This window comes from Kribbella lupini (genome assembly GCF_039529595.1).
Classification (GTDB): domain Bacteria; phylum Actinomycetota; class Actinomycetes; order Propionibacteriales; family Kribbellaceae; genus Kribbella; species Kribbella lupini.
Genome location: NZ_BAAANC010000006.1, coordinates 150,386 through 173,402 on the forward strand (window position 1 = coordinate 150,386; position 23,017 = coordinate 173,402).

The window sequence follows — 23,017 nt, forward strand, 5'->3', positions numbered from 1 at the left end:
GCCGGCTCTCGACGGGTTTGGGCCCGGGCCCGATCTGGTAATAAGAGGCATGAGCCGACCGAGGATCGTCATCGTGGGCGCGGGCTTCGCCGGGTTCCACGCTGCCAAGACGCTGTGCCGGGTCAGCCGGGGCCGCGCCGACATCGTGCTGGTGAACCCGACCGACTACTTCCTCTACGTGCCGCTGCTGCCCGAGGTGGCCACCGGCATCCTGGAACCGCGCCGACTGACGGTGTCGCTGGCTGACGCGCTGCCGGACGTCCAGCTGGTGCTCGGCGAAGTCGACGGGCTCGACCTGGACGCGCGCAGCCTCTCGTACGAGGACCCCGCGGGCCAGGCCGGTTCGCTGCAGTACGACCGGCTGGTGATCGCCGCCGGCAGCGTGAACAAGCTGCTGCCGATCCCCGGCGTGGCCGAGCACGCGCACGGCTTCCGCGGCATCCCGGAGGCCGTGTTCCTGCGTGACCACCTGATCCAGCAAATCGAGCTGGCCGACGCCACCGACGACCAGGCCGCACGCGACGCGCTCTGCACGTTCGTCGTGGTCGGAGCCGGCTACACCGGGACCGAGGTCGCGGCGCACGGCGTGCTGTTCACCGAGCTGCTCAAGAAGCGCAGGCCGCGGCTGCGCGACCAGCAGATGCGCTGGATGCTGCTGGACATCGCCGACCGGGTGCTGCCCGAGCTGGACGAGCGCCTGTCCCGTACGGCGGACAAGGTGCTTCGCAAACGCGGTGTGGAGGTCCGGATGGGCCTGTCGGTCGAGGAGGCCAAGCACGACTGCGTCCGGCTCACCGACCAGACCGAGGTGCCGACCAACTCGCTGATCTGGTGCGTGGGTGTCCGGCCGGACCCGGTGGTCGAGGGGCTCGGTCTGAAGACCGAGAAGGGCCGCCTGGTCGTCGACGAGTACCTGAACGTGCCGGGCCACCCGGACGTGTTCGCCTGCGGCGACGCTGCCGCCGTACCGGATCTGACCCGCCCCGGCGAGGTCACGCCGATGACCGCGCAGCACGCCGAGCGGCAGGGACGCCGGGCCGCGCACAACGTCGCCGCGTCGTTCGGCACCGGCGAACGCAAGCCTTACGTGCACAAGGATCTGGGCTTCGTGGTGGACCTCGGCGGCATCGACGCGGCGGCCAACCCGCTGCAGGTCCCGCTCGCCGGTCTGCCGGCGAAGGCGGTGACCCGCGGCTACCACTTGCTCTCGATGCCGGGCAACAGGATCCGTACGGCGACCGAGTGGCTGTTCGACGCGACGCTGTCGCGGCAGAGCACGCACCTCGGGCTCATCCCGGCTGTCGACGTGCCGCTGGAGACCGCCAGCCCGGAACGGGTCCGCCGCCATCCCTAGACGGTAGGTTTCTCCGGCATGGAGCTGGAGAGCCTGTTGCGGGAGCTGACGCCCAGGGTGGTCGGTGCCGTGGTCCGGCGGACCGGGGACTTCGCCGCGGCCGAGGACGCGGTGCAGGAGGCGCTGCTGGCCGCTGCGCGCACCTGGCCGCGGGACGGCGTACCGGACAACCCGCGGGCCTGGCTGATCCAGACCGCGCACCGGAAGGTGATCGACGAGATCCGGCAGGAGCAGGCCCGGCGGCGCCGGGAGGAGCTCGCCGCGCAGCGCGACGTACCGGCGGACGACGTCGAGGAGACCGACGACACGCTGCGGCTGCTGTTCATGTGCTGCCACCCAGACCTCACACCGGCCTCGGCGATCGCTCTCACCCTGCGCGCGGTCGGCGGTCTGACCACCACCGAGATCGCGCAGGCCTACCTGGTGCCCGAGTCGACGATGGCGCAGCGGATCAGCCGGGCCAAGCAGAAGATCAAGGGTGCGACCTTCGAGCTCGAGCCGGGCGACGAGCGGCTGCGCAACGTGCTGCACGTGCTCTACCTGATCTTCAACGAGGGCTACACCTCCAGCAGCGGTCCTGAGCTGCACCGCAGCGACCTGGCGGTGGAGGCGATCCGGCTGACCCGAATGGTGCACGCACTGCTGCCGGAGAACGGCCAGGTGACCGGACTGCTCGCGCTGATGCTGCTGACCGACGCACGGCGGGACGCCCGGACCGGCTCGTCGGGGGAGCTGATCCCACTGGCCGAGCAGGACCGCTCCCTGTGGGACAGGGCGCTCATCACCGAGGGACTGGCGCTGGCGGTCGACGCGTTCGGCCGGCCACCGCTGGGGGAGTACCAGCTGCAGGCAGCGATCGCTGCCCTGCACGACGAGGTGGACAAGCCCGAGGACACCGACTGGCTGCAGGTGCTCGCGCTGTACGGGCTGCTGGAGCAGCTGTCCGGCAACCCGATGGTCACGCTCAACCGGGCGATCGCTGCGGCCATGGTCGACGGGCCGGAGGCCGGGCTGGCCATGCTGGAGCCGCTCGACGAGCCGCTGGCCGGGCACTACCGGCTGGACGCCGTACGGGGGCACCTGCAGGAGATGCGAGGTGACATGGAGGCCGCCGCGGAGCACTTCCGCGCAGCGGCCCGCCGTACGACGAGCTTGCCGGAGCGGGACTACCTGACGCTGAAGGCCGCCGCGGTCAGTGGTGCTGCGCGAAAGCCGCAGTGATCTCGTCGGGGCCCTCACCTGTTGCCAGCAGCAACCTCAGCAGCACCCGCGCCTTGTACGGGTCGAGGAAGCCGCCGTCGATGAGCCCCCGGCCGAGCAGGTCGGACTCGGAGCCGATCGCCTTGTACGTGCTGCGCAATACCGAGCCACCACCCGTCCGCGACGTCAGTACGACGGGCATCCGCTCCGCCAGCGCGCCGAGCACCGGTGCGAGCGCGGACGGGACGTGGCCGACGCCGAAGCCGGCGACGACCAGGCCCTGGTGGGTGTCGGCCAGTCCCTCCAGCAGCAGGCCGTCGTCGTCCAGCGTGACGGTGTAGAGCGCCACCCGGGCGGCGTCCAGGTCGGCGGCTCCGGGCCGTCCCGGTACGCCGTCCTGGCGAGCGGGCTTCGTGAGGACGCGCACCTGGTCCTCGACCACGTGACCGATCGGGCCGGCGTTGGGAGACGCGAAGGTCGCCGTACTGGTGCTGTGCGTCTTGCGGACCCAGCGGGCCGCGTGGATCTGGTCGTTGAACACGACGAGCGCACCGAGGTCGCGAGCAGCCGGGGAACAGGCGACGCGTGCCGCGGCGAGCAGGTTGGCCGGGCCGTCGGGTCCGGCCAGGGTGGGGTTGCGCATGGCGCCGGTCAGCACGAACGGGTGCGGGTGCGGCCACACCTGGTCGACCACGAACGCGGTCTCCTCCAGCGTGTCCGTGCCCTGGGTGACCACGACACCCGACGCGCCGGCGCCGACCGCCTTCGACGCGGCGTCGACGACGTCCAGGATTGTTGCCAGCGTGAGGTTCCCGCTCGGAACGGCCTCGACGTCCTGCACCTCCAGCACCGACCCCAGGTCCGCCAGCCCCGGCACCGCCGCGGTCAGCTCGGCCCCGCTCAACCGGTCCGAACCGCCGGCCACGGAGATGGTGCCGCCGAGGGTGAAGAGCGCGACGCTCACAGGGAGATCCTCTCGTTCGTCCGACCAAGCGGCCGAAGCCTACTGTGACTTGGCGCGTACGTGCAGTCGCTCTCCCTGCGGCCCGAACAGGCCGAGCATCTCGACCGGCTCCGGCCCCGGGTTGCCGAACCAGTGCGGGACGCGGGTGTCGAACTCGGCGACCTCACCTTCCTTGAGGACGAAGTCCTTGTCGTCCAGCACCAGGCGCAGCTGACCGGACAGCACGTAGACCCAGTCGTAGCCCTCGTGGGTCTGCTGGTTGACCTCACCACCCGGCCAGCCCGGGGGCGCGATCTGCTTGAACGCCTGGAGCCCACCGGGCCGCCGGCTCAGCGGGATCACGATCGCGCCGTGGTGCCGCTTGATCGGCTTGGGGTGGATCCGCGGGTCACCGGTCGGCGGAGCGTCCACCAGCTCGTCCAGCTGCACCTGGTGCGCCCGCGCCAGCGGTAGCAGCAGCTCCAGCGTCGGGCGGCGCTGGCCCGACTCCAGCCGGGACAGGGTGCTGATCGAGATCCCGGTGGAGGTCGCGAGGTCGGTCAGCGTCGTCCCGCGCTCCTGCCGCAGCCTGCGCAGCCTGGGTCCAACCGCCTCGAGCACGTCGTCGAATTCGCTCATGTTGCCATCTTGGCAAAGATCTTTGTCATTTTCGAGAACTCTCCGGATGCTGTGGGTAGACCTACCGAAGGAGACTGACATGTACGACGTGATCGTGATCGGCGGCGGAGTGGCCGGACTGAGCGGGGCGCTGCCGCTGGTTCGGTCCCGCCGGTCGGTGCTGGTGATCGACCAGGGCGACCCGCGCAACGCGCCCGCCGACGGGGTGCACAACTACCTGACCCGCGACGGCGTCCCGCCGCTGGAGCTGACCGCGCTCGGCCGGCAGGAGGTGACCGGGTACGGCGGGGAGGTGCTCACCGGCACGGTGACGTCCGCCCGGGCTTTGGTTGAGGGCGGTTTCGTCGTCGAGACAGCCGACGGCCAGACCTTCGAGTCGCGGCGCCTGCTGGTCACCACCGGACTGACCGACCAGCTGCCCGACGTACCGGGGTTGGCCGAGCGGTTCGGGCGGGACGTGCTGCACTGCCCGTTCTGCCACGGCTGGGAGGTGCGGGACCAAGCCATCGGCGTACTGGCGACCGGACCGATGGCTGTCCACCAGACGCTGATGTTCCGCCAGCTGAGCGACGACGTGACGCTGTTCCTGCACACCGGGCCGGAGCCGACCGAGCAGGAGTGGGAGGAGCTGGCCGCGCGCGGGATCTCTGTGGTGCAAGGCGTTGTGGAGCAGGTGGAGGTCACCGACGACCAGCTGACCGGCGTACGGCTGGAGGGCGGCAGGGTGATTCCGCGGCAGGCCCTGGCCGTGCAGACCACGCTGCGGGCGCGGGCCGACTTCCTGGACGAGCTGGGGCTCAAGGCGGTCGATCGGGAAGTCCGCGGGATCGTCATCGGGACCGCTGTCGAGGCCGGACCGGGTGGGACGACCAGCGTCCCGGGGGTGTGGGTCGCGGGCAACGTGACCGACCCGATGGGCCAGGTGATCACCTCGGCGGCCGCCGGTTTCTCCGCCGGCGCCGCGATCAACGGCGATCTGGTCGGAGAAGACACCCGATTGGCTGTGGCCGCACGCAGTAGTTGAGGAGTTGAATAGGGGCGGGAGGGTGGATGCGCGACTCGATCGACCCCGATTTCGCCTCGTACGTCGATGCGCGACAGGGCAGGTGGCTCCGAACCGCGACCCTCGTCTACGGCGACCGGGCGCGGGCTGAAGAGCTGCTGCTGCACGCCTTCAGCCGCCTGGCGATGGTGTGGGGGAGGCCGGACGACCCGGACGTGTTCGTCCAGCGCCTGCTCTACCAACCGGCTCTGTCGCGCTGGCGGCCGGTGAAGGTCACGCCGCCCAGCGACGACACCACACTGCTTGCCCTGGCCGAGCTGACGCCGGTCCAGCGGACGGTGTTCGTCCTGCTGCACTACGAGGAGCTGACCGAGTTCGAGATCGCCGATCTGCTCAACCTGTCGCACACGGCCGTGCACGGGCACGGCCAGACCGCGCTCAGCCGTTTCCGAACCGGGCTGGGCCTTGGCGACTGGCGCAACCCGGCGGAGCGGCGATGAGGCGCGAGGACGTCGCGCCCCTGCTGCAGCAGGCGGCCGACGGCCTGCCCGAGCCGGACCTGGCCGACGCGGCCTGGGCCGGCGGGCTGTCGATCCGGCGCAGGCGGCGTCGTACCCAGGTCATCGTCGCCGTCCTCGTCGTACTGGTGCTGGCGGTGGCCGGAGCGCTGGTGGCGGTCAAGGGGCCGTCGTTCGGGCTGAAGCCGCCGGACGACGTACCGACTCATCCGCCGGGGTTCGTGCCACCGGCAGGGCAGATCGCCGGCATGGACTTCTGGATCGCGCCGCAGGCCGGCAGCGAGGCGTGGCTGAACCGGATGGTCACGCCGATGGGTGGCGAGCTGGACTACCCGGACGACCCGGAGCCGCTCGCCGAGAAGCCGGTCGACGACATCGCCGCGGTGGTGCTCTCACGCAACGGCGACAAGTTCCGTCCGCTGCTGCTGGCCAGTACTGCGCGCTGGTCCGAGGCGGACGTCGATCTGGTCCCGATCGTCACTGGCGCACCTCTCAGTACCGGTGCGGTCGCTCCCAGTGGCCGGCTTGTCGCCTTCCCTCAACCAGGTGCTGTGGTGGTGCTCGACTCGACCCGTGCGACCGTCCAGCGGATCCCCGTGCCGGACCGGGACCTGCGGAGCGTGTCCTGGCTCGGGGACAGCGAACGGCTGCTGGTGAGCGGGCCGCGCAGCACCTACCGGGTCTCCGTCACCGGGCAGGAGATCGTCGCGGTTCAGCCGAGCGTGGACCCGGACGCCGGCACCGCGCCGTACCGGCTGGACGGAGTGGCCACCCAGGTCGCGCTGATGCGGTACACGCGGCGGGGCTGGATGGCGGACACCCCGGTGCAGCTGCCGGTGCAGAGCTGGTCCGGGCAGACCTTCACCAACGGCAACGTGGCGGCTCGGGTGTTCGTGGCGGACGTCCTGCCGCAGGTACAGACAGTTGCCTCACGCCCACAAGTGGTTGCCGCCATCTCCGCGGTGGACAGCCGGCCGAGCCGGCTGCTGGTGATGGGGGAGACCCCGCCGGCCACACCGCCGCCGACCGGGCCGCCGACGCCTGCTGCCGTCCGGGAGCGCGGCTGCTGCGCCGTACTCGGCTGGTACGACAGCGAGACCGTGCTGTTCCGGGCGGCCGACTGGCTGCTGGCGTGGAACCTGGAGACCGGTCAGGTCCGGCGGGTGGCCGAGCTGAAGGTGCCTGCCGTTGCCATCGGCCCCGGACTGCGCGGCTGACCCGCCGCCCTGCCCTGCAAGGCGGAACGGCGGGCCGTCGTACGGGCTACTCGAGGATGCAGCGCAGCGTCATCTGCACCAGGTGGTCGGTGTCGCCGACCCGGGGCATCGGCTCACCGGTCATCGCCCGGATGATCAGCACCCCGGCGAGCCACTGCACCATCAGCACCGGATCGGCGTCGTCCCGGATCCGTTCGCCCCGGGCGCGGGCTCGTTTGAGCGCCGCCTCGGTCTGGTCCACCCGGCGGCCGAGGAAGTTGCGGTAGAACACCGCGAACTGCTCGTCGCGGTTCATCTCGGTGACAGCGAGGCGGACCAGTGCCACTCCTTCGGCACTGTTCACGAACGTCAGCGCGTCGCGGTAGACCTGGCGCAGGTCGCCCTCGATCGAGCCGGTGTCCGCGTCCGGGATCTCGACGTCGAACAGGTCGGCCAGCGCGTCGTTGGCCAGCTGTTCCTTGCTGGCCCAGCGCCGGTAGATGGTCGCTTTGCCGACGCCGGCCGCTTCGGCGACGTCGTCCACCGTCATGCCGTCGAAGCCGCGTTGCAGCAGCAGCTGGACGGCGTACCGCCGAATCCTCGGTTCGGCGTCCGGGTCCCGTGGCCGGCCCCGGCGTGGCTTTTCCCCGCTGTTGGTTCCCATCGCTCGTGTCCCCAGCTCGGACGGTCGCAGTGGCGCGGCTGCGGCCGTGTGGTGAGGCCAGAGTGCCACACCCGACCCGATGTCACCTGGATGTCACCTGACCGACCGCTTTGTCACATGCCTGAAACATCCGGACCGATCGGCTGAAACGGCGCGCCGACACCGTTTGCGGTGTGGCCGCGCGTGGGCTTCCCGGCGTTGTGGAGAACTCCTCGATGAGGACGCGGGCCACCCCCAGATCGATGGAAGGGATGACGTTGATGGAGATCAACGCCGGCGATACCGCCTGGGTCTTGGTCAGTGCCGCCCTGGTGTTCTTGATGACACCGGGCCTGGCTTTCTTCTACGGCGGCATGGTGCGCGTCAAGAGCGTGCTGAACATGATGATGATGAGTGCCATCACCATCGCGGTCGTCACCGTGCTGTGGGTGGTGGTCGGCTACTCGCTCACGTTCGGTGGTGACAACGGCGGGGTGATCGGCAACTTCTCGGTCGCCGGGCTGAAGGGACTGATCGCGCCCGACGCGGTCAGCGGCACCATCCCGACGCTCGCCTACGTCGCCTTCCAGCTGATGTTCGCGATCATCACCCCCGCGCTGATCTCGGGTGCGATCGCCGACCGGGCGTCGTTCCGGGGCTGGATCGTGTTCGTGGCGCTGTGGACCTCGCTGGTCTACTTCCCGGTCGCGCACTCGGTCTGGTTCCTCGACGGCGAGGGCGGTGGCGGCTTCATCGGCACCGGCATCAAGGCGATCGACTTCGCCGGCGGTACGGCGGTGCACGTGAACGCCGGTGCGGCAGCGCTCGCCCTGGCGATCGTGCTGGGCCGGCGCGTCGGCTGGCGCAAGGACCCGATGCGGCCGCACAGCCTGCCGCTGGTCGTGCTCGGCGCCGGCCTGCTGTGGTTCGGCTGGTTCGGCTTCAACGCCGGCTCCGCCCTGACCGCCGGTACGACGGCCGCCGTCACCTTCGTGAACACCCAGGTCGCCACGGCCGCCGCCGTGATCGGCTGGCTGGTCGTGGAGCGGATCCGGCACGGCAAGGCCACCACGCTGGGCATGGCCTCCGGCGCGGTCGCCGGTCTGGTCGCGATCACCCCGTCCTGCGGCGCGGTGACCCCGGTCGGCGCGCTGATCCTCGGTGTCGTTGCCGGTGGCATCTGCGCCTTCGCGGTGTCGCTCAAGTACAAGCTGGGCTTCGACGACTCGCTCGACGTGGTCGGGGTGCACCTGGTCGGCGGTCTGGTCGGCTCGCTGGCGATCGGCTTCCTCGGCTCGGCCGCGGCGCCGTCCGCGGTGGACGGCCTGTTCTACGGTGGCGGTGCGGGTCAGCTCGGCCGGCAGGCCCTGGCGAACCTGATCGTCGGCGTCTACTCCTTCGTGGTCGCCTTCATCCTGGCCAAGCTGATCGACCTGACGATCGGCTTCCGGATCAAGGAGGACGACGAGGTCACCGGCGTCGACCAGATCGAGCACGCGGAGACGGCGTACGACTTCCTGGCGGCGGGCTCCGGCCTGCGGGGCCCGGCCACGGTGGTCCGGACCCCGGCCACGGTCACCGACGACCCGGCGCCGAAGAAGGACTCTGCTGAGAAGGAAGGTGCGAACGCATGAAGCTGATCACCGCGGTGGTCAAGCCGCACAAGCTGGAGGACGTCCGGACCGCGCTGGAGACGTTCGGGGTGACCGGCATGACGGTCACCGAGGCGAGCGGCTACGGCCGGCAGAAGGGCCACACCGAGGTCTACCGCGGCGCCGAGTACGAGGTGGACCTGGTCCCGAAGGTCCGGCTCGAGGTGGTCGTCGAGGACGGTGACGCCGCCGACGTGCTGGACGTGATCGTCAAGGCCGCGCAGACCGGCAAGATCGGCGACGGCAAGGTCTGGGTGACCCCGGTCGAGACGATCGTCCGCGTCCGCACCGGCGAGGTCGACGGAGACGCTCTCTAGATGGTGGACCGAGCAGCACAGCGGCGTGCACGGGCCGAGGAGGCCGACGCGCTGCTGTACCTGCTCCTCTCGAAAGCCTGCGACGCCCTCGGTGTGCCCACCGAGGGCGTCGCGCTGGTCGCCGTCGGCGGCTACGGCCGGGAGGAGCTGTCGCCGTACAGCGATCTCGACGTGATGCTCGTGCACGTCGAGGGGTACCCACGGGTGGACGAGCTGGCCGCGCAGATCTGGTACCCGCTGTGGGACTCGCGGACCAGGCTGGACCACAGCGTGCGCACCTTGGAGGAGGCGCGGCAGGCAGCTGCTGACGACGTACGGGTTGCGCTGGGACTGCTGGACGCGCGGCACGTGGCGGGGGACTCGCATCTCACGCTGCAACTGCGGTCGGTGCTGATGGCTGACTGGCGTCGGACAGCGCGCAATCGCCTGCCTGCTTTGGCTCAGGCGTGCCGGGACCGGGCCTCGACGGTCGGGGAACTCGCGCACCTGGCCGAGCCGGACTTGAAGGAGGCGTACGGCGGGCTGCGGGACGCCGTGGTGCTGCGTGCGCTGGTGGCGTCCTGGCTGGTCGACGTACCGCACCCGGTGGTCGAGCGGGCCCGGCTGGACCTGCTGGACGTTCGGGACGAGCTGCATGCCGTTGCTGGGCGGGCCACCGACCGGTTGGTCGCGGACGTGACGCGCGATGTTGCTACTGGGCTTGGGCTTGCGGACCGCGACGCGTTGCTGCGGCACGTCTACTCGACCGGGCGGACGCTGGCGCACGTGTGCGACGTGTCCTGGCGGCGGATCGAGAGCCTGGTGGCCAGACCGCCTCGCTCACGGCGTCGTCGTACCGGTGGGCCGTTGCTGCTCGCGCTGGACGAGGGGGTCGGGCAGCACGAGGGCGAGGTCGTGCTGATGCCGGACGCCCGGCCGGAGCGCGACCCGGCGCTCGGTCTGCGGGCTGCTGCCGTCGCTGCGGACAGGGAGTTGGTGCTGTCGCCTTCCGTCGCTGCACGGCTGACGGCGACTGCTGCGGAGCTGTCGGAGCCCTGGCCGGGGGAGGCGCGGCGGCTGTTCTGTGCGCTGCTCGGTGCTGGGTCGGGACTGCTCGAGGTGTGGGAGACGCTGGACCAGACCGGCTACATCTCGCGGCTGCTGCCGGAGTGGGACAGCGTGCGCTTCCGGCCGCCGCAATCGGCGATCCACCGCTACACGGTCGACCGGCACTTGCTGGAGACCTGTGTCGAGGCGTCGTCGATGGTGCGCGACGTACGGCGTCCGGACCTGCTGCTGGTCGCCGCACTGATCCACGACCTGGGCAAGGCGGTCGAGGGAGACCACAGCGTGACCGGCGCTGCCATTGCCGCGGTGATCGGCCGTCGGCTGGGCTTCAGCGAGGCTGACGCCGACACGATCACGCTGCTGGTCCGACAGCACCTGATGCTCGCGCAGGTCGCGACTCGGCGGGACCTGGACGACCCGATGACCGTGGACCTCGTTGCGGGGATCGTCGGCGACACGGAGACGCTGGACCTGCTGGAGGCGCTCACGTACGCCGATGCTCGCGCTGCTGGGCCGGCGGCCTCGTCGCCGTGGCGGCTGCGGCTGGTGGGGGAGCTGGCCAGGCGGGTGCGTGGTGAGCTGTCCGGCGGAGGCTCCTCGCTGTGGAACGAGACGCCGCCGCTGCCGACGCCGGAGCTGCACCAGGTGGTCGGCGTGGGCCGGCTGGGCGTGACGGTGTCGGAGCACCACGGGGATCTGCGGGTCAACGTGGCCGTGCCTGACCAGGTGGGGACGCTGTCGACCGTGGCCGCCGTACTGGCTGTGGAGCGGCTCGCCGTACGGTCTGCGGTGATCACGTCGGTCGAGGGGCTCGGTATCTCGTCGTGGACGGTCGCTGGTTCGCCGCCTGATCCGGTGCGACTGCGGGACCGGCTCGCGGTGGCGCTGCGCGACAACAGCGACCTCGTACGGCGGCTGGCCGCACGGGACCCCGCTCGCAAGGGTCCACCTGCCCGTGTCGACCTATTGCCGGGTGCGTCCGAGACGGCGACCGTCCTGCAGGTCCGGGCGCACGACCGGCCCGGTCTGCTGTACGACGTCACCGCGGCGATCGCCGCAACCGGCGCGGACATCCGGTCGGCGCACGTCGGGACCCTCGGCGCGGAGTGCGTCGACGTGTTCTACCTGACCGATTCGCACGGCTCGCCGCTGGAGGACGAGGACGCGCGGGTGACCGCCAAGACGGTGTTGGATCGCCTGACCTCTTAGGGTTTCGGTGTGGATCTCGTAGAAGCCTTTCAGCTGCAGGCAACCGCGTGCGAAGAGCTCGGCTCGCCGCTGTACGCCGACCTGCTCCGCCGGCTCGTGGACGACTACGAGCTCGGCGGAATCACCACCCGGGTACTGGCCGGACACGAGCAGGACCCGGGCCCGTCCGCGCTCGCGCTCCGGCTCCTGGGCTCGGTGCACCGGCTGGTACTCGCGGGGGAGGTGCCGGAGCTCGCCGTGTTCTACCCAAGCGTGGGTGGTGAGTGGGACTCGGTGCTCGGCTGGGAGGCCTTCGAGCAGGTACTGCAGTCACGCGGCGCCGAACTGCAAAACCTGCTGGACCAGCCGCCGCAGACGAACGAGGTCGGCCGGTCGACCGCGCTGTACGGCGGGCTGTTGCGGCTCCACGAGGCGGTGCCGCTGCCGGTCCGGCTCTTCGAGATCGGGGCAAGCGGTGGATTGAACCTGCGCGCGGACTGCTTTCGGTACGAGGTCTCGCCGGTGGATTCGGTCACCTCCCAAGTCGGCGCCACCATGAGCAGTCCGGCAGACGAGCCGGCTCCAGCTGAACCCTTCGTCTTCGGCGCCCCCGACAGCCCGGTCGTCTTCACCAACGCATGGTCCGGCCGCCCGATGGTCCCCGCGCCCGACCTCCGCATCGCCGAGCGGATCGGCAGCGACATCAACCCGGTCAACCCGCTGACACCCGACGGCGCACTGACCCTCACGTCGTACGTGTGGCCCGACATGACCGCCCGACTAGAGCGCTTGCGCGGCGCCCTGGAGATCGCCCGAACGGTGCCGGCCGACGTCCACCGGCAAGACGCCATCTCGTCGCTCCGCAACCTTGAACTCTCCGAGGGCCACGTCACGGTCATCTGGCACTCCGTGATGTGGCAGTACCTAACCCGAGACGACCAGATCGTCGCCGACGCGGCGATCGCCGGTCTGGGGGAGCGGGCAACTCCCTCGGCCCCACTCGCCCGGTTGTGCCTGGAACCAATGCGACGCACACCAGACGCGCCGTACGAGTTCCTGATCGTCCTCCAAACCTGGCCCGGCGGCGTACGACGCGTCCTCGGCCACGCAGCCCCGCACGGGCTCCCCGCAGTCTGGGAATAGGACTCCACCTCACGCCTCCGCCTGACCGACCAGCCGCCCCCGGCCAACGCGGCAAGCATGTGCGAACCCCGCTCGCCCCGCTCGCCCGCCCGTACTCGCCGCGCCCGCCCCGCTCGCTCGGCCGCTCGCCCTGCCCTGCTCGTGCCCGCCCCACTCGGCCGCTCGCCCTGCCCCGCTCGTCCCCGCCCCGGTCGCCCGCTCGCTCGCCGCGCTCGTGCCCGCGCGCCCGTGCCCGCCGCCCCGTACCCGCCCCGCTCGCCTGCTCGCCCGCCCCGGCCGTGCTCGCCCGCGCCCCCGAGGCCCGCCCGTGTGCCCGCCGGGCCTGGCCGCCTGCTGGTCTGCCCACTCGTCCGTCTGTCCGCGCCGCCGCCTGTCGCGCCACCCGTGCCCGCCCCGCCGCGCTCGCCCGCTCGCATGCCGGCCCGCCTGCCTACCCCGGTCGCCCCGCCCCGCTCGCCCCACCCGTGCCCGGCCGTGGTCGCCCGCACCCCCCGGGGCTCGCCCGTGCCCGCTGGGCCTGCCCCGCGCAGAGCGGCCCGGGCGAGTCCTTCTCTTCAGGTCAACGCGGCGACCTCTACGTCAGCGCGGCCACAAGCGTGTCCGTCAGCTCGACCGCGTACTTCCCCTCCGGATCCAGATCCGGATCAAAGATCCCGACGTCGATCCCCACACACTTCTCCGACGCAAGCAGCGGCCGCAACAACTCCCTCAGCTCGTCATGCCGAAGCCCACCCGGATCCGGACTGTCCACCGCCGGCATCACCGCGGCGTCGAGGATGTCCACGTCCAGGTGCACCCAGAATCCGTCGAGCCCCTCCATCCGCTCCAGCACCTTCCCCGGCGTACCGGCATCGATCTCCGCCGCCCGCCAGGTAGCGATCCCCACCGACCGCAGCTCGTCGATGTCCGAGTCGTCCTCCCGAATCCCCAGCAGCGCCGCATCCTCGTCCCGAACGTACGGCGACAACCCGTCGAGGTCCGTCAGATCCGCCTGCCCCCGCCCGGTCACCAACGCCAACGCCTCGCCACCCGCCGCCCCGACGTACGGCGAGTTCTCCACCGTCCGGAAGTCCGAGTGCCCATCCAGATACACCACCCCGAACCGCCCCCGCCGCCGCAACGCCACCGCCGGCCCGAGCAAGTTGCTGCACTCCCCACCCAGCAACACCACAAAGTTGCCCTCGTCAACCAACCGCCCCACCCGCTCAGCCACCCGCAAGCTGTACTCCGCCATGGCCGCCGCGTTGAACACCCCGTCCCCCGGCTTCCAGTTCCCCCGGTCGTACCGAGGCGGCGTCACACACCCCGCGTCCCCAGCCCCGATCCGCCCGACAAACCCCAGATCCCGCAACGCCCCCGCCAGCTTGTAACACCCCGGCACAGTCCCCTCTTTGGGCGGCCGCAACCCCAAGTTAGAAGGCCCATCCACCACAACCCGCCGCTTACCCACCCCAACACCCCTAACCACTAGATTTCCTAATAGCGGTTAATCCTCGACCGTCGCCCCCACCCTGTCAACGCTCCGGCCCGTCAACCTCCCGCGACCCAGCCGCCCCACCGCGCCCGGCCCCCCGCTCGCCCTGCCCCAACCGAGGCCGCCACCCCACAGCCCCCGCCGCCGACGCCTGCCCATCCAAGAACCGCATCTCCACCCCACTGGCAGACTTGCGCCCAGCAGTTCCGCCAATCTCCCCGCGTCCTCCCGACTCGCGATTCGAGCCCCCCGCCGATGGCAGCGGCGTCTCCCCACCAGGCGCCGCCCGTTCCACCCGATCGCCCGCAACAGGCGGCGGCAATCCCTCCAACTTGTTGCCCTCAGCAACACGCGTGACCGCGGCGTTCGCCCCCTCCGCCGGAAATACCCGCCCCGGCGTCGCCCGGTAGTGCTGCTGAATCTGGTCGACCGTGGCGTCCAGGTCCCTTCGAATCGCGTTGGCCACGTCGTGGCCGGTGCTCGGGGTTTCCATGTCCGCCAGCAGCGGCCAGCCATCATGGACCATCGTCGAGATCAGCGCCGCCCGGACAGCCTGCCGGTCCACGTCGCGATCTGGTACGACGTCGTGCAACCGATTGAGCAGGACACCGTTCGCCAGTTGGTCGAAATGTGTCGCTCCGGGGCCGCGAGTGCATTCATCGAGGAGGTCCTCCAATGCCAAACGTGGACCGGAGCACTGCTGCAGCAAACCCTTCATCGCTGCGTGGACAGCCGGGTACTGCGGTGTCGGAAGGTCAAGATCCTGGTATCCGGCCCGGCGCGCGAACACCGCGAAGTCAGCCAGGGCTCGTACCTCGGCGACGCCCTCCATCGCACCGAGGGAGTGCGTCGTTCGTACGGCGTTCGGATGGCCGGGCGCGTCGGTCTGCATCCCCGCGTGGGTGGCTTCGTGGAGAACGGTGGCGAGCCCTGGGCCTGATCCGCCGGTGTGGTCGGCTGCCCTGAACCTTTGAGATGGCGGAGGACGTGGTCGCCTGAAAGCTTGAGAGCGCCGGTCCCGGGATTGAACGAGCCCCATCTCTCGGTGCCCGTGGAGTACAGGTCGCCGTTCCATCGGTCGATCGCAGTCGGTCGCAAGGTCCTCGCCAGGTGGTACAGGCGCTCGAACTCCCGGTAGAACGCTGAGCCCCGGGGAACGAGCCTCGCGACCGGGCCCACGGGTCAGGCGGTCGGCGCGGGCGGATCCGCCGGCCAGTTCGGATTGCGCAACGCGTCCTCGATGTGTTCGAGCGAACGGGTCATCGCGCGGATGTGCGGAGCCTCGTCGTCGGCCGCCCGATCTGCGATCGCGAAGATCTCCCGCCTGGCTTGCTCGATCGCCGCGATCTTCTCCTTGGCCGTACCGGCGGCTTGGTACGCGGCGTTCGCGACTGCGCCTGCCTCGTGGTAGAGCGCACTCCACTCCCGCGGCGGTGCCGGTGGATCGGCGAGCGCATCGATCAGATCCTCCGCCCACTGCAGATCCTCGGTGGCGCTGTCCTCGGGAAGCAGTTCCCGCAGGCGAGCCTGCTCAGCCGCCACGTCCACCTCACCGTCCTCGATCCGAAAACGGGCGCCGACGTACGCCGAGTTGAACTTCGCGATGTCGAAAGGCACTGAGTCTCCTTGGATCGTTGGGGTAGTGGAAACGCTATCGGCTGAGCGTCGAAGGGCGTGGAAGTTATCCACAGCTCGCATCTGCCAGCCCGGTTGGTCTCCCGGTCACTCGGCCGGGCGCTGCAGCTTCGGCGCAGGCCGTTGTCTGTTGGGCGGTGACAGTTGGATCGCTGATGAATTTGGTCGTCGGTCGGAGACTTCTGACGAGCTGATGGTGCCGTTCGAACTCTCGATAGGTGGCCGAGACCCGTGGAATCAGCGTCGGGCGGTCGACTCTCGGTCAGTTGGTCTGCTCGGCGGGCTCTTCCCAGAACGGGTTGCGCAGGCCGTCTTCCAAGTGCTCCAGGGAACGAGTCATCGCCCGGATGTGCCCGGCCTCGTCGTCGGCCGCCCGCGCGGCGATCGCGAAGATCTCCCGACGGGCCTGCTCGATCGCCGAGATCTTCTCCTCAGGGCTTCCTTCGCCCTCGTACGCCGCGTTGGCCACCGCACCGGCCTGGTGGTAAAGCGCGCTCCATTCCCGCGGCGGCTCCGGCGGCTCGGCCAGCGAATCGACCAGGTACTCAGCCCAGTCACGATCTTCCGCAGATGCGTCGCCCGGAATCAACTCACGGAGCTTGGCCTGCTCGGCCGCGATATCCGCCTGGTGCTCCTCTACTTGGAAGCGCGCCTCGGTGTAGGCCCCGTTGAACTTCGCGATGTCGAGCGGCACTGGTGCTCCTTCGGTGGGTGTCGTCGTAGAAGAAGGTAGCGGGATCGGCCGGACCGTCGTCGGAGTTATCCACAGCCGCCTTCGCCAGCCGTACAGTCCTGCCGTCGCTCGGCTGGATCGCTGCTGCGTTCGGTACGTCGGCCGGGTACTGCGATCGAAAGCCGGGTTGGTAGTGGTAGCTGGGGTCTGAGCCCTTCAGATGTCGCAGTACGTGCTTGGTGGACACAGTGATCACACCGGTTCGGCGGTCGACGCTGCTCCAGTTGCCGGTTCGCCCAGCCAAAAGGTCGCCGTTCCAGCGGTCGGTCGCTGATGGATGGAGCGTCCTTGCCACTCGGTACAGCCGCGCGAACTCCAGGTAGGCCGGAGAATCGCGCGGCACCAGCGTGACTCTCGCAGGCATGGGTCAGTTGGTGCCGACCGGTGGGTCCGCCGGCCAGTTCGGGTTGCGGAGCGCGTTCTCGATGTGTTCGAGGGAACGGGTCATCCCCTGGATGTGTGGAGCCTCCTCTTCGGTTGCCCTGGCCGCGATCGCGAAGATCTCCCGGCGCGCCTGCTCAATCGCTGCGATCTTCTCCTCGGCGCTACCGTCACGGGGGTACGCCGCAGCGGCAGCGGCTCCGGCCTGGTGGTACAGCCTGCTCCACTCCCGTTCGGGTGGGCGGGGCTCGGCGAGTAGACCGATCAGGGTGTTGGCCCATTCGGCGTCTTCCGTTTCGGCGTCGGCGGGGATGAGTTCTCGGAGGCGGGCCTGTTCGGTGGGGATGTCGGCGTGCTGCTCCTCGACGCGGTGGCGGGCGCCGGAGTACGCCGAGTTGAACTGCGCGGGGTCGAGGGGCACGGGGGTCTCCTTCGGGTGGGTGTCGTCGTACGAGAAGTTAGCGGGACGGGCCGAAACGGCCCGGCGGTTATCCACAGGTTCGGGTGGGTGGGGGTGGCCGGTAGACTCGTCGAGTTGTCTGGGTTGGACTGAAGAAACGGACTTTGCTGTGTTCGACACGCTTTCCGATCGGCTTTCTGGTGCGTTCAAGAACTTGCGGGGCAAGGGCAAGCTGACCGACGCCGACATCGACGCGACCGCCCGGGAGATCCGGATCGCGTTGCTGGAGGCCGATGTCGCCCTGCCGGTGGTGAAGGAGTTCATCGCCGCGGTCAAGGAGCGGGCCGGCGGGGCCGAGGTGCGCGGTGGGCTGAACCCGGCGCAGCAGGTGATCAAGATCGTCAACGAGGAACTGGTCAAGATCCTCGGTGGCGAGACGCGCGAGCTGCGGATGGCCAAGCGGCCGCCGACGGTGATCATGCTGGCGGGTCTGCAGGGTGCCGGTAAGACCACGCTGGCGGGCAAGCTCGCCAAGTGGCTCAAGGAGGTCAAGCACCAGACCCCGATGCTGGTCGCGGCCGACCTCCAGCGCCCGAACGCGGTCACCCAGCTGCAGGTGGTCGGCGACCGCGCCGGCGTACCGGTGTTCGCGCCGGAGCCGGGTAACGGCGTCGGGGACCCGGTGCAGGTCGCCAAGCAGGCGATGGACGAGGCGCGGACCAAGCAGTACAGCGTCGTGATCGTCGACACGGCCGGCCGGCTGGGTGTCGACGCCGAGCTGATGCAGCAGGCCGCCGACATCCGTGACGCGGTCACGCCGGACGAGATCCTGTTCGTCGTCGACGCGATGATCGGTCAGGACGCGGTCGTCACGGCGCAGGCCTTCCTGGACGGCGTCGGCTTCGACGGCGTCGTGCTGTCCAAGCTGGACGGCGACGCCCGCGGTGGTGCCGCGCTGTCGATCGCGCAGGTCACCGGCCGTCAGGTGATGTTCGCCTCGAACGGTGAGAAGCTCGAGGACTTCGACGTCTTCCACCCCGACCGGATGGCGTCGCGCATCCTCGGCATGGGCGACGTGATGAGCCTGATCGAGCAGGCCGAGCGGACCTTCGACGCCGACCAGGCCGCCAAGACCGCGGCCAAGCTGCAGAAGAAGGGTGGCAAGGAGTTCACCCTGGACGACTTCCTCGCCCAGATGCAGTCGGTGCGAAAGATGGGCCCGCTGACCAAGATCTTCGGGATGCTGCCGGGCGCGGCCCAGTTCAAGGACCAGCTGGAGAACTTCGACGAGCGCGAGATCGACCGGATCGAGGCGGTCATCCACTCGATGACGCCGGCCGAGCGCAACGACCCGCACATCATCAACGGCTCCCGCCGGGCCCGGATCGCGAAGGGTTCGGGCACCGAGGTGGCCACCGTCAGCGGCCTGGTCGAGCGGTTCTTCGAGGCCCGCAAGATGATGTCGGCGATGGCCAGCGGCAAGGGCATGCCGGGAATGCCCGGGATGCCGGGCATGCCAGGCATGGGCGGCGGCAAGAAGGGCAAGCAGCAGGCGAAGAAGGCCAAGCCCAAGCGCGGTTCGGGCAACCCGGCCAAGCGCGCCAAGGGTCCGGCCCAGCCCGCCGAGCCGGCGCCGGGCGAGCTGCCGGCCGCGTTCGGCGGCCAGCTCGGGAACAGCAACTTCGAGCTCCCGGACGCGTTCAAGAACCTGCTCGACGGCGACGACAAGAACAAGTAGCGAATTCTCCGGCTGGACGATGCCACCCCGCCCGGTGGTGACGTACGGTGAACCTGCGGGGCTCGCACCCCGCGGGGGAGCGGTACGACGTACGCCGTACGGGCGCTGGGGACTGGTTGTCCGGGGGTGGGGACTCACCGTTACCGGTTGTCCCTGACCGGTCACCGGTTAAGATCGTGCCTGTGCCCGGAAACGGGGGTACTGCGGAATACGTCGAGGAGACGGGTTCGGATGAGGCGGCAGTTCAAGGATCTCGACACGTGGCGGGGCAAGTTGACCGCGACGTGGATCTGTCTGGCCCCACCGGCCGCGATGGTCGCCGTGTTCGTCGCCGGCGGCGTCCCGTCGAACACCTTCGTGGTCGACGCGCACGCGCTCAGCCAGCCGCGCCAGGACTCGGTCTTCGACGACCTGGTCGAGGACGTGCCGGACCAGCCGGGCGCGGACGGCAGCATCCCGACGGAGAAGAAGTCGACGATCGAGGTCCCGGTGACCGGGGCGACCGACAGCAAGCAGCAGCCGGTGATCGGTCCGAGCGGAGCGGTCTCGGGCATCCCGGGGACCGTGCTGGCGGCGTACCAGAAGGCCGCCAACGACCTCGCCGTCGCGAAGCCGGGCTGCCACATCACCTGGCCGCTGCTGGCCGGCATCGGCAAGGTCGAGTCGGCGCACGCGAGCGGTGGACGGGTCGACACGAGCGGGAAGACCCGCGGGCAGATTCTCGGGCCGGTGCTCGACGGCGGGCCGGGGATGGCCGCGATCGCGGACACCGACGGTGGCCAGTACGACGGCAACGCGCAGTGGGACCGGGCGGTCGGACCGATGCAGTTCATCCCGGGGACCTGGAAGGGCTTCGGGGCCGACGGTAACGGCGATGGCGTGAAGGACCCGCACAACGTCTTCGACGCGTCGCGCGCGGCGGCCGACTACCTGTGCTCCGCGAACGCCGACCTGAGCAGCCCGCAGGGCTTGGTCGAGGCCGTACTGCGCTACAACCACTCGATGGACTACGTGTCCACGGTGCTGCGCTGGATGAAGTCGTACAGCAACTCGACGATCACCACCCCGAACGACGACGGCGTGATCGACCCGCCGGGCGACGACGGCAACGTGCAGAAGGACGACGACCCGACCAAGATCCCGGGCGACGACGACACCACGCCGAAGCCGACGGCCACGGCGAGTACGACGCAGCCGGCCACGACCCGGCCGACGCAGCCGACCAAGTCGCCGACGCTGACCCCGACGAAGCCGCCGAGCTCGCCGTTGCCGACGAAGACGCCGACGTCGATGCCGCCGTGGACGAACACGCCGAAGCCGCCGACGAAGCCGCCGCCGCCCACGCTGTCGCCGCCTTCGACGTCGCCCACGTCGACGCCGACGACGCCGACCACGACGCCGACGAACACCCAGGACACGCCGACGACGACGCCGTCGAACACGCCGAGCGAGAGCCCGACGGTCACGCCGAGCGAGTCCCCGTCGACGACGCCGACCGGCGAGCAGACCTGTACGCCGACCGATGCGCCGACGACGACTCCCACGGAGACGCCGACGCCGGCCCCGACCGGTGCGCCGACCTGCGCCACGAGCGGTGCGCCTGCCGAGGGCTCGGCGAACAACTCGACCGCCGAGGACGCTCCGAAGCCCGCGGGCAACTGATTCGATCGGGGCCTGAGGCCCACATCGTTCAGGCGGGGGGACGAGCAAGCGGGAAGCCTGGGCTGTGGGCAACCTCCGGACGATGAACGCCAGCATGCCGGCACTGACCCGGCGGTAGCCAGGGCTCTGGGCAACCGGCCAGTACGCCGTTGATCGTCTGCCGCTCGTCGCTGTACGACGGCTCGTTCTTCGACCGGGTCTGGGGGTCGGCGTCGGCGACTGGCCCGGTGAGCGTGTGCCCATGGGCGGGGTGACGGCGCGCTCGCGCGGAGGCGATTGGCACCAGCTCGAGGCTGCATGGGCGCAGGAGTCCGCTCCGTGGACCGATGGGCAGGGGCCGTAGGCAACCCGGTACGGTACGCGGAACAACGATCGATCCCGGCCGCCTGAGCGGTCTACACCGTGGACCGAACGACCTGTCGCGCGACGGGCCGCCGGCAACGTTAACTTTCCGTCAGATCTCGATAACTTTCTGGCGCATCGATCGTTGAGGGGTCTATGCGCCTAACCCGTAGTGGAAACCGTCGGGTCAAAATCATCATCGCTTCACTGTGCACGGCCCCCCTCCTGGTGGGAGCCGTCGTGACAGTCGCCTCGGGCGGGACCGGTGCCTCCGGTCAGTTCGCGGCGGACAGCCCGGTCGCGCCATCGCCTGGAGCCGGACTGAACAGCGGTGAATTCGACGAACTGACGATGATCGTTCCGCAGCGTCCCGGAGTGGACGGCCGGATCGGATCGGACAAGCCCGCCCGTGCCGACGTCCCCGTGCAAGGGGCCACCGACGGCCGCTCGGTCGTCCGTCCCGGCCGGCCGAACGCCGTCAACGGCATCCCCCGCGGGGTCTTTCCCGCGTACCGCCGCGCCACCGCGAATCTCGCCGTGGTCCGGCCGAACTGCGGCCTCACCTGGCCCCTGCTGGCCGGTATCGGCAAGGTCGAGTCGAACCACGCCTCCGGCGGCCGGGTCGACGTGGCCGGCACCACCCGTGGCAAGCTCCTCGGCCCGGTGCTGAACGGTCGCGCCGGCCTGGGCAAGATCCCCGACACCGACCGCGGCCGGTACGACGCCGACCGGGTCTGGGACCGGGCCGTCGGCCCGATGCAGATCGTCCCGGGCGTCTGGAGCGAGTTCGGCGCCGACGGCAACGGTGACAGCTTCCGCAACCCGAACAACGTGTACGACGCGGTCACCACCGTCGCCGTCTACCTGTGCTCCGAGGGCGACGACCTGAAGCGCCCCCGGGACCTGGTCGCGGCCCTGCTGCGGTACCAGCACTCCAAGGACTTCGTCGCGACCGTGCTGCGCTGGATGCGCGTCTACAGCAAGAGCGCCGTACTGATCCCGAACGCGAAGGGCAATCTGTCGACCGCCAAGCCGCTCGGCAACGCCGAACGCAAGGTCGACCCGCGCGACGTCCCGGACGTGCCGGACGACACCAAGCCGACGCCGACCGCGAAGCCGACGACGCCGGTCCAGACGACGATCGCGCGGCCCGTCGACATCACGCCGCCGCCGACCGACAAGCCGACCCGGCCGACCAAGCCGCCGACAGTCAGGCCGACCCCGACGCCGACCGAGGACACCCCGACGCCGACGCCTACTCCCACGCCGACTCCGACCCCGACTCCGACGCCCAGCCCGACTCCGACGGACACCCCGACCGGTTCGCCGTGCGCCACTGAGGGCAACCCGACGCCTTGTACGCAGGGCAGCGGGTCGCACGGGTAAGCAACCCGCCGAACACCGCGACAGCATCAGGTCCGCGCGACTCCTTGGAGTCGCGCGGACCTGTTGTTTCCAGGGCTGGGTCGCTCGAGTGCGGCACAACAGCCCGGCGGCGATGCGGCCGACGACGCGTTCGGTGGCTGATGCCGCGCCGGCCGGGAGCTAGCTAGGGGTGCCGGGGGTGGGCTGGGGAGTGGGGCGAGTGTGTCTGTTGTGGTGTGGGGATGTGTAGTGCGGGCTGGGGGGTGGGTCGGGTGTCGGCGCTGCGGCGGGGACTTGTTGATTCCAGGGGAACCACTTGGGTACGGCATAACAACTGCCTGGCGGTGATGCGGCCGACGCTGTTGTTGGTGGTTGATGCCGCGCCGGCCGGGAGCTAGCTAGGGGTGCCGGGGGTGGGCTGGGGAGTGGGGCGAGTGTGTCTGT

The 23,017-nt window shown here is 70.2% G+C and carries 20 protein-coding genes; 13 read left to right on the forward strand and 7 right to left on the reverse strand.

Translation table 11 applies throughout. The features are described 5' to 3' along the window. Positions 1–49 precede the first annotated feature (49 nt). Positions 50–1,354 (forward strand): NAD(P)/FAD-dependent oxidoreductase, encoded by a 1,305-nt coding sequence (locus tag ABD235_RS39225; protein ID WP_344183676.1) that lies wholly within the window; start codon positions 50–52, stop codon positions 1,352–1,354. A gap of 18 nt (positions 1,355–1,372) precedes the next feature. After that, complete coding sequence (locus ABD235_RS39230; RefSeq protein ID WP_344183677.1) at positions 1,373–2,575, forward strand: RNA polymerase sigma factor; 1,203 nt, start codon at positions 1,373–1,375, stop codon at positions 2,573–2,575. Here ABD235_RS39230 and ABD235_RS39235 read toward each other — a convergent pair. Together ABD235_RS39235 and ABD235_RS39240 are read right to left on the reverse strand one after the other, a co-directional pair. After that, the gene (locus ABD235_RS39235) at positions 2,547–3,518 is read right to left on the reverse strand and encodes an asparaginase (protein ID WP_344183679.1); all 972 of its coding nucleotides are present in this window, start codon (positions 3,516–3,518) and stop codon (positions 2,547–2,549) included. The genes ABD235_RS39230 and ABD235_RS39235 overlap by 29 nt on opposite strands. A 39-nt stretch (positions 3,519–3,557) precedes the next feature. Further along, positions 3,558–4,136, reverse strand: coding sequence for a helix-turn-helix domain-containing protein (locus ABD235_RS39240; RefSeq protein WP_344183682.1), 579 nt, complete (start codon positions 4,134–4,136; stop codon positions 3,558–3,560). Between the two features lie 79 nt (positions 4,137–4,215). Between ABD235_RS39240 and ABD235_RS39245 the strand changes: the two genes are divergently transcribed. From ABD235_RS39245 to ABD235_RS39255, 3 genes are read left to right on the forward strand one after another with little or no spacing between them, the layout of a single operon-like run. Beyond that, positions 4,216–5,160: an NAD(P)/FAD-dependent oxidoreductase gene (locus ABD235_RS39245; RefSeq protein ID WP_344183684.1), complete on the forward strand. Its 945-nt coding sequence runs from the start codon at positions 4,216–4,218 to the stop codon at positions 5,158–5,160. Between the two features lie 26 nt (positions 5,161–5,186). Beyond that, positions 5,187–5,639, forward strand: a complete 453-nt coding sequence (locus ABD235_RS39250; protein ID WP_344183686.1) for a sigma factor-like helix-turn-helix DNA-binding protein — start codon at positions 5,187–5,189, stop codon at positions 5,637–5,639. Further along, on the forward strand, positions 5,636–6,874 hold the full coding sequence (locus tag ABD235_RS39255) for a hypothetical protein (RefSeq protein ID WP_344183688.1): 1,239 nt from the start codon (positions 5,636–5,638) through the stop codon (positions 6,872–6,874). The genes ABD235_RS39250 and ABD235_RS39255 overlap by 4 nt, the downstream gene beginning before the upstream one ends. A 46-nt stretch (positions 6,875–6,920) precedes the next feature. Here the strand turns inward: ABD235_RS39255 and ABD235_RS39260 are convergent, their stop codons facing one another. After that, a complete protein-coding gene (locus ABD235_RS39260; RefSeq protein ID WP_344183690.1) occupies positions 6,921–7,517 on the reverse strand; it encodes a TetR/AcrR family transcriptional regulator in 597 nt (198 codons plus the stop codon). A gap of 251 nt (positions 7,518–7,768) precedes the next feature. Between ABD235_RS39260 and ABD235_RS39265 the strand changes: the two genes are divergently transcribed. The 4 genes from ABD235_RS39265 to ABD235_RS39280 are packed head-to-tail and all read left to right on the forward strand — an operon-like array spanning position 7,769 to position 12,843. Beyond that, entirely contained in the window at positions 7,769–9,130 is a 1,362-nt protein-coding gene (locus ABD235_RS39265; RefSeq protein ID WP_344183868.1) for an ammonium transporter, read from the forward strand. Beyond that, positions 9,127–9,465 carry a P-II family nitrogen regulator gene (locus ABD235_RS39270; RefSeq protein ID WP_344183692.1) on the forward strand — a complete coding sequence of 113 codons (339 nt, stop codon included), beginning with the start codon at positions 9,127–9,129 and terminating at the stop codon, positions 9,463–9,465. The genes ABD235_RS39265 and ABD235_RS39270 overlap by 4 nt, the downstream gene beginning before the upstream one ends. After that, positions 9,466–11,721 carry a [protein-PII] uridylyltransferase gene (locus ABD235_RS39275; RefSeq protein WP_344183694.1) on the forward strand — a complete coding sequence of 752 codons (2,256 nt, stop codon included), beginning with the start codon at positions 9,466–9,468 and terminating at the stop codon, positions 11,719–11,721. It abuts the gene before it with no gap. Between the two features lie 9 nt (positions 11,722–11,730). Continuing rightward, complete coding sequence (locus ABD235_RS39280) at positions 11,731–12,843, forward strand: DUF2332 domain-containing protein (RefSeq protein WP_344183696.1); 1,113 nt, start codon at positions 11,731–11,733, stop codon at positions 12,841–12,843. 574 nt (positions 12,844–13,417) lie between these two features. Here ABD235_RS39280 and ABD235_RS39285 read toward each other — a convergent pair. Continuing rightward, on the reverse strand, positions 13,418–14,224 hold the full coding sequence (locus ABD235_RS39285) for an arginase family protein (RefSeq protein ID WP_344183698.1): 807 nt from the start codon (positions 14,222–14,224) through the stop codon (positions 13,418–13,420). 502 nt (positions 14,225–14,726) lie between these two features. On the opposite strand from ABD235_RS39285, the gene ABD235_RS39290 reads away from it, so the two are divergent. Continuing rightward, complete coding sequence (locus ABD235_RS39290; protein ID WP_344183700.1) at positions 14,727–15,257, forward strand: hypothetical protein; 531 nt, start codon at positions 14,727–14,729, stop codon at positions 15,255–15,257. 242 nt (positions 15,258–15,499) lie between these two features. On the opposite strand, the gene ABD235_RS39295 is transcribed toward ABD235_RS39290, so the two are convergent. The 3 genes from ABD235_RS39295 to ABD235_RS39305 all read right to left on the reverse strand — a co-directional run bounded on the left by ABD235_RS39295 (position 15,500) and on the right by ABD235_RS39305 (position 17,487). Beyond that, complete coding sequence (locus ABD235_RS39295; RefSeq protein ID WP_344183702.1) at positions 15,500–15,934, reverse strand: hypothetical protein; 435 nt, start codon at positions 15,932–15,934, stop codon at positions 15,500–15,502. A gap of 280 nt (positions 15,935–16,214) precedes the next feature. Further along, positions 16,215–16,646, reverse strand: coding sequence for a hypothetical protein (locus tag ABD235_RS39300; RefSeq protein ID WP_344183704.1), 432 nt, complete (start codon positions 16,644–16,646; stop codon positions 16,215–16,217). 406 nt (positions 16,647–17,052) lie between these two features. Next, the gene (locus ABD235_RS39305; protein WP_344183706.1) at positions 17,053–17,487 is read right to left on the reverse strand and encodes a hypothetical protein; all 435 of its coding nucleotides are present in this window, start codon (positions 17,485–17,487) and stop codon (positions 17,053–17,055) included. A gap of 148 nt (positions 17,488–17,635) precedes the next feature. Between ABD235_RS39305 and ffh the strand changes: the two genes are divergently transcribed. From ffh to ABD235_RS39320, 3 genes are all read left to right on the forward strand, one after another. Then, positions 17,636–19,204, forward strand: a complete 1,569-nt coding sequence (ffh, locus tag ABD235_RS39310) for a signal recognition particle protein (RefSeq protein ID WP_344183707.1) — start codon at positions 17,636–17,638, stop codon at positions 19,202–19,204. Between the two features lie 231 nt (positions 19,205–19,435). Then, positions 19,436–20,866 carry a lytic transglycosylase domain-containing protein gene (locus ABD235_RS39315; RefSeq protein ID WP_344183708.1) on the forward strand — a complete coding sequence of 477 codons (1,431 nt, stop codon included), beginning with the start codon at positions 19,436–19,438 and terminating at the stop codon, positions 20,864–20,866. 582 nt (positions 20,867–21,448) lie between these two features. After that, entirely contained in the window at positions 21,449–22,594 is a 1,146-nt protein-coding gene (locus ABD235_RS39320) for a lytic transglycosylase domain-containing protein (protein WP_344183710.1), read from the forward strand. Positions 22,595–23,017 lie beyond the last annotated feature (423 nt).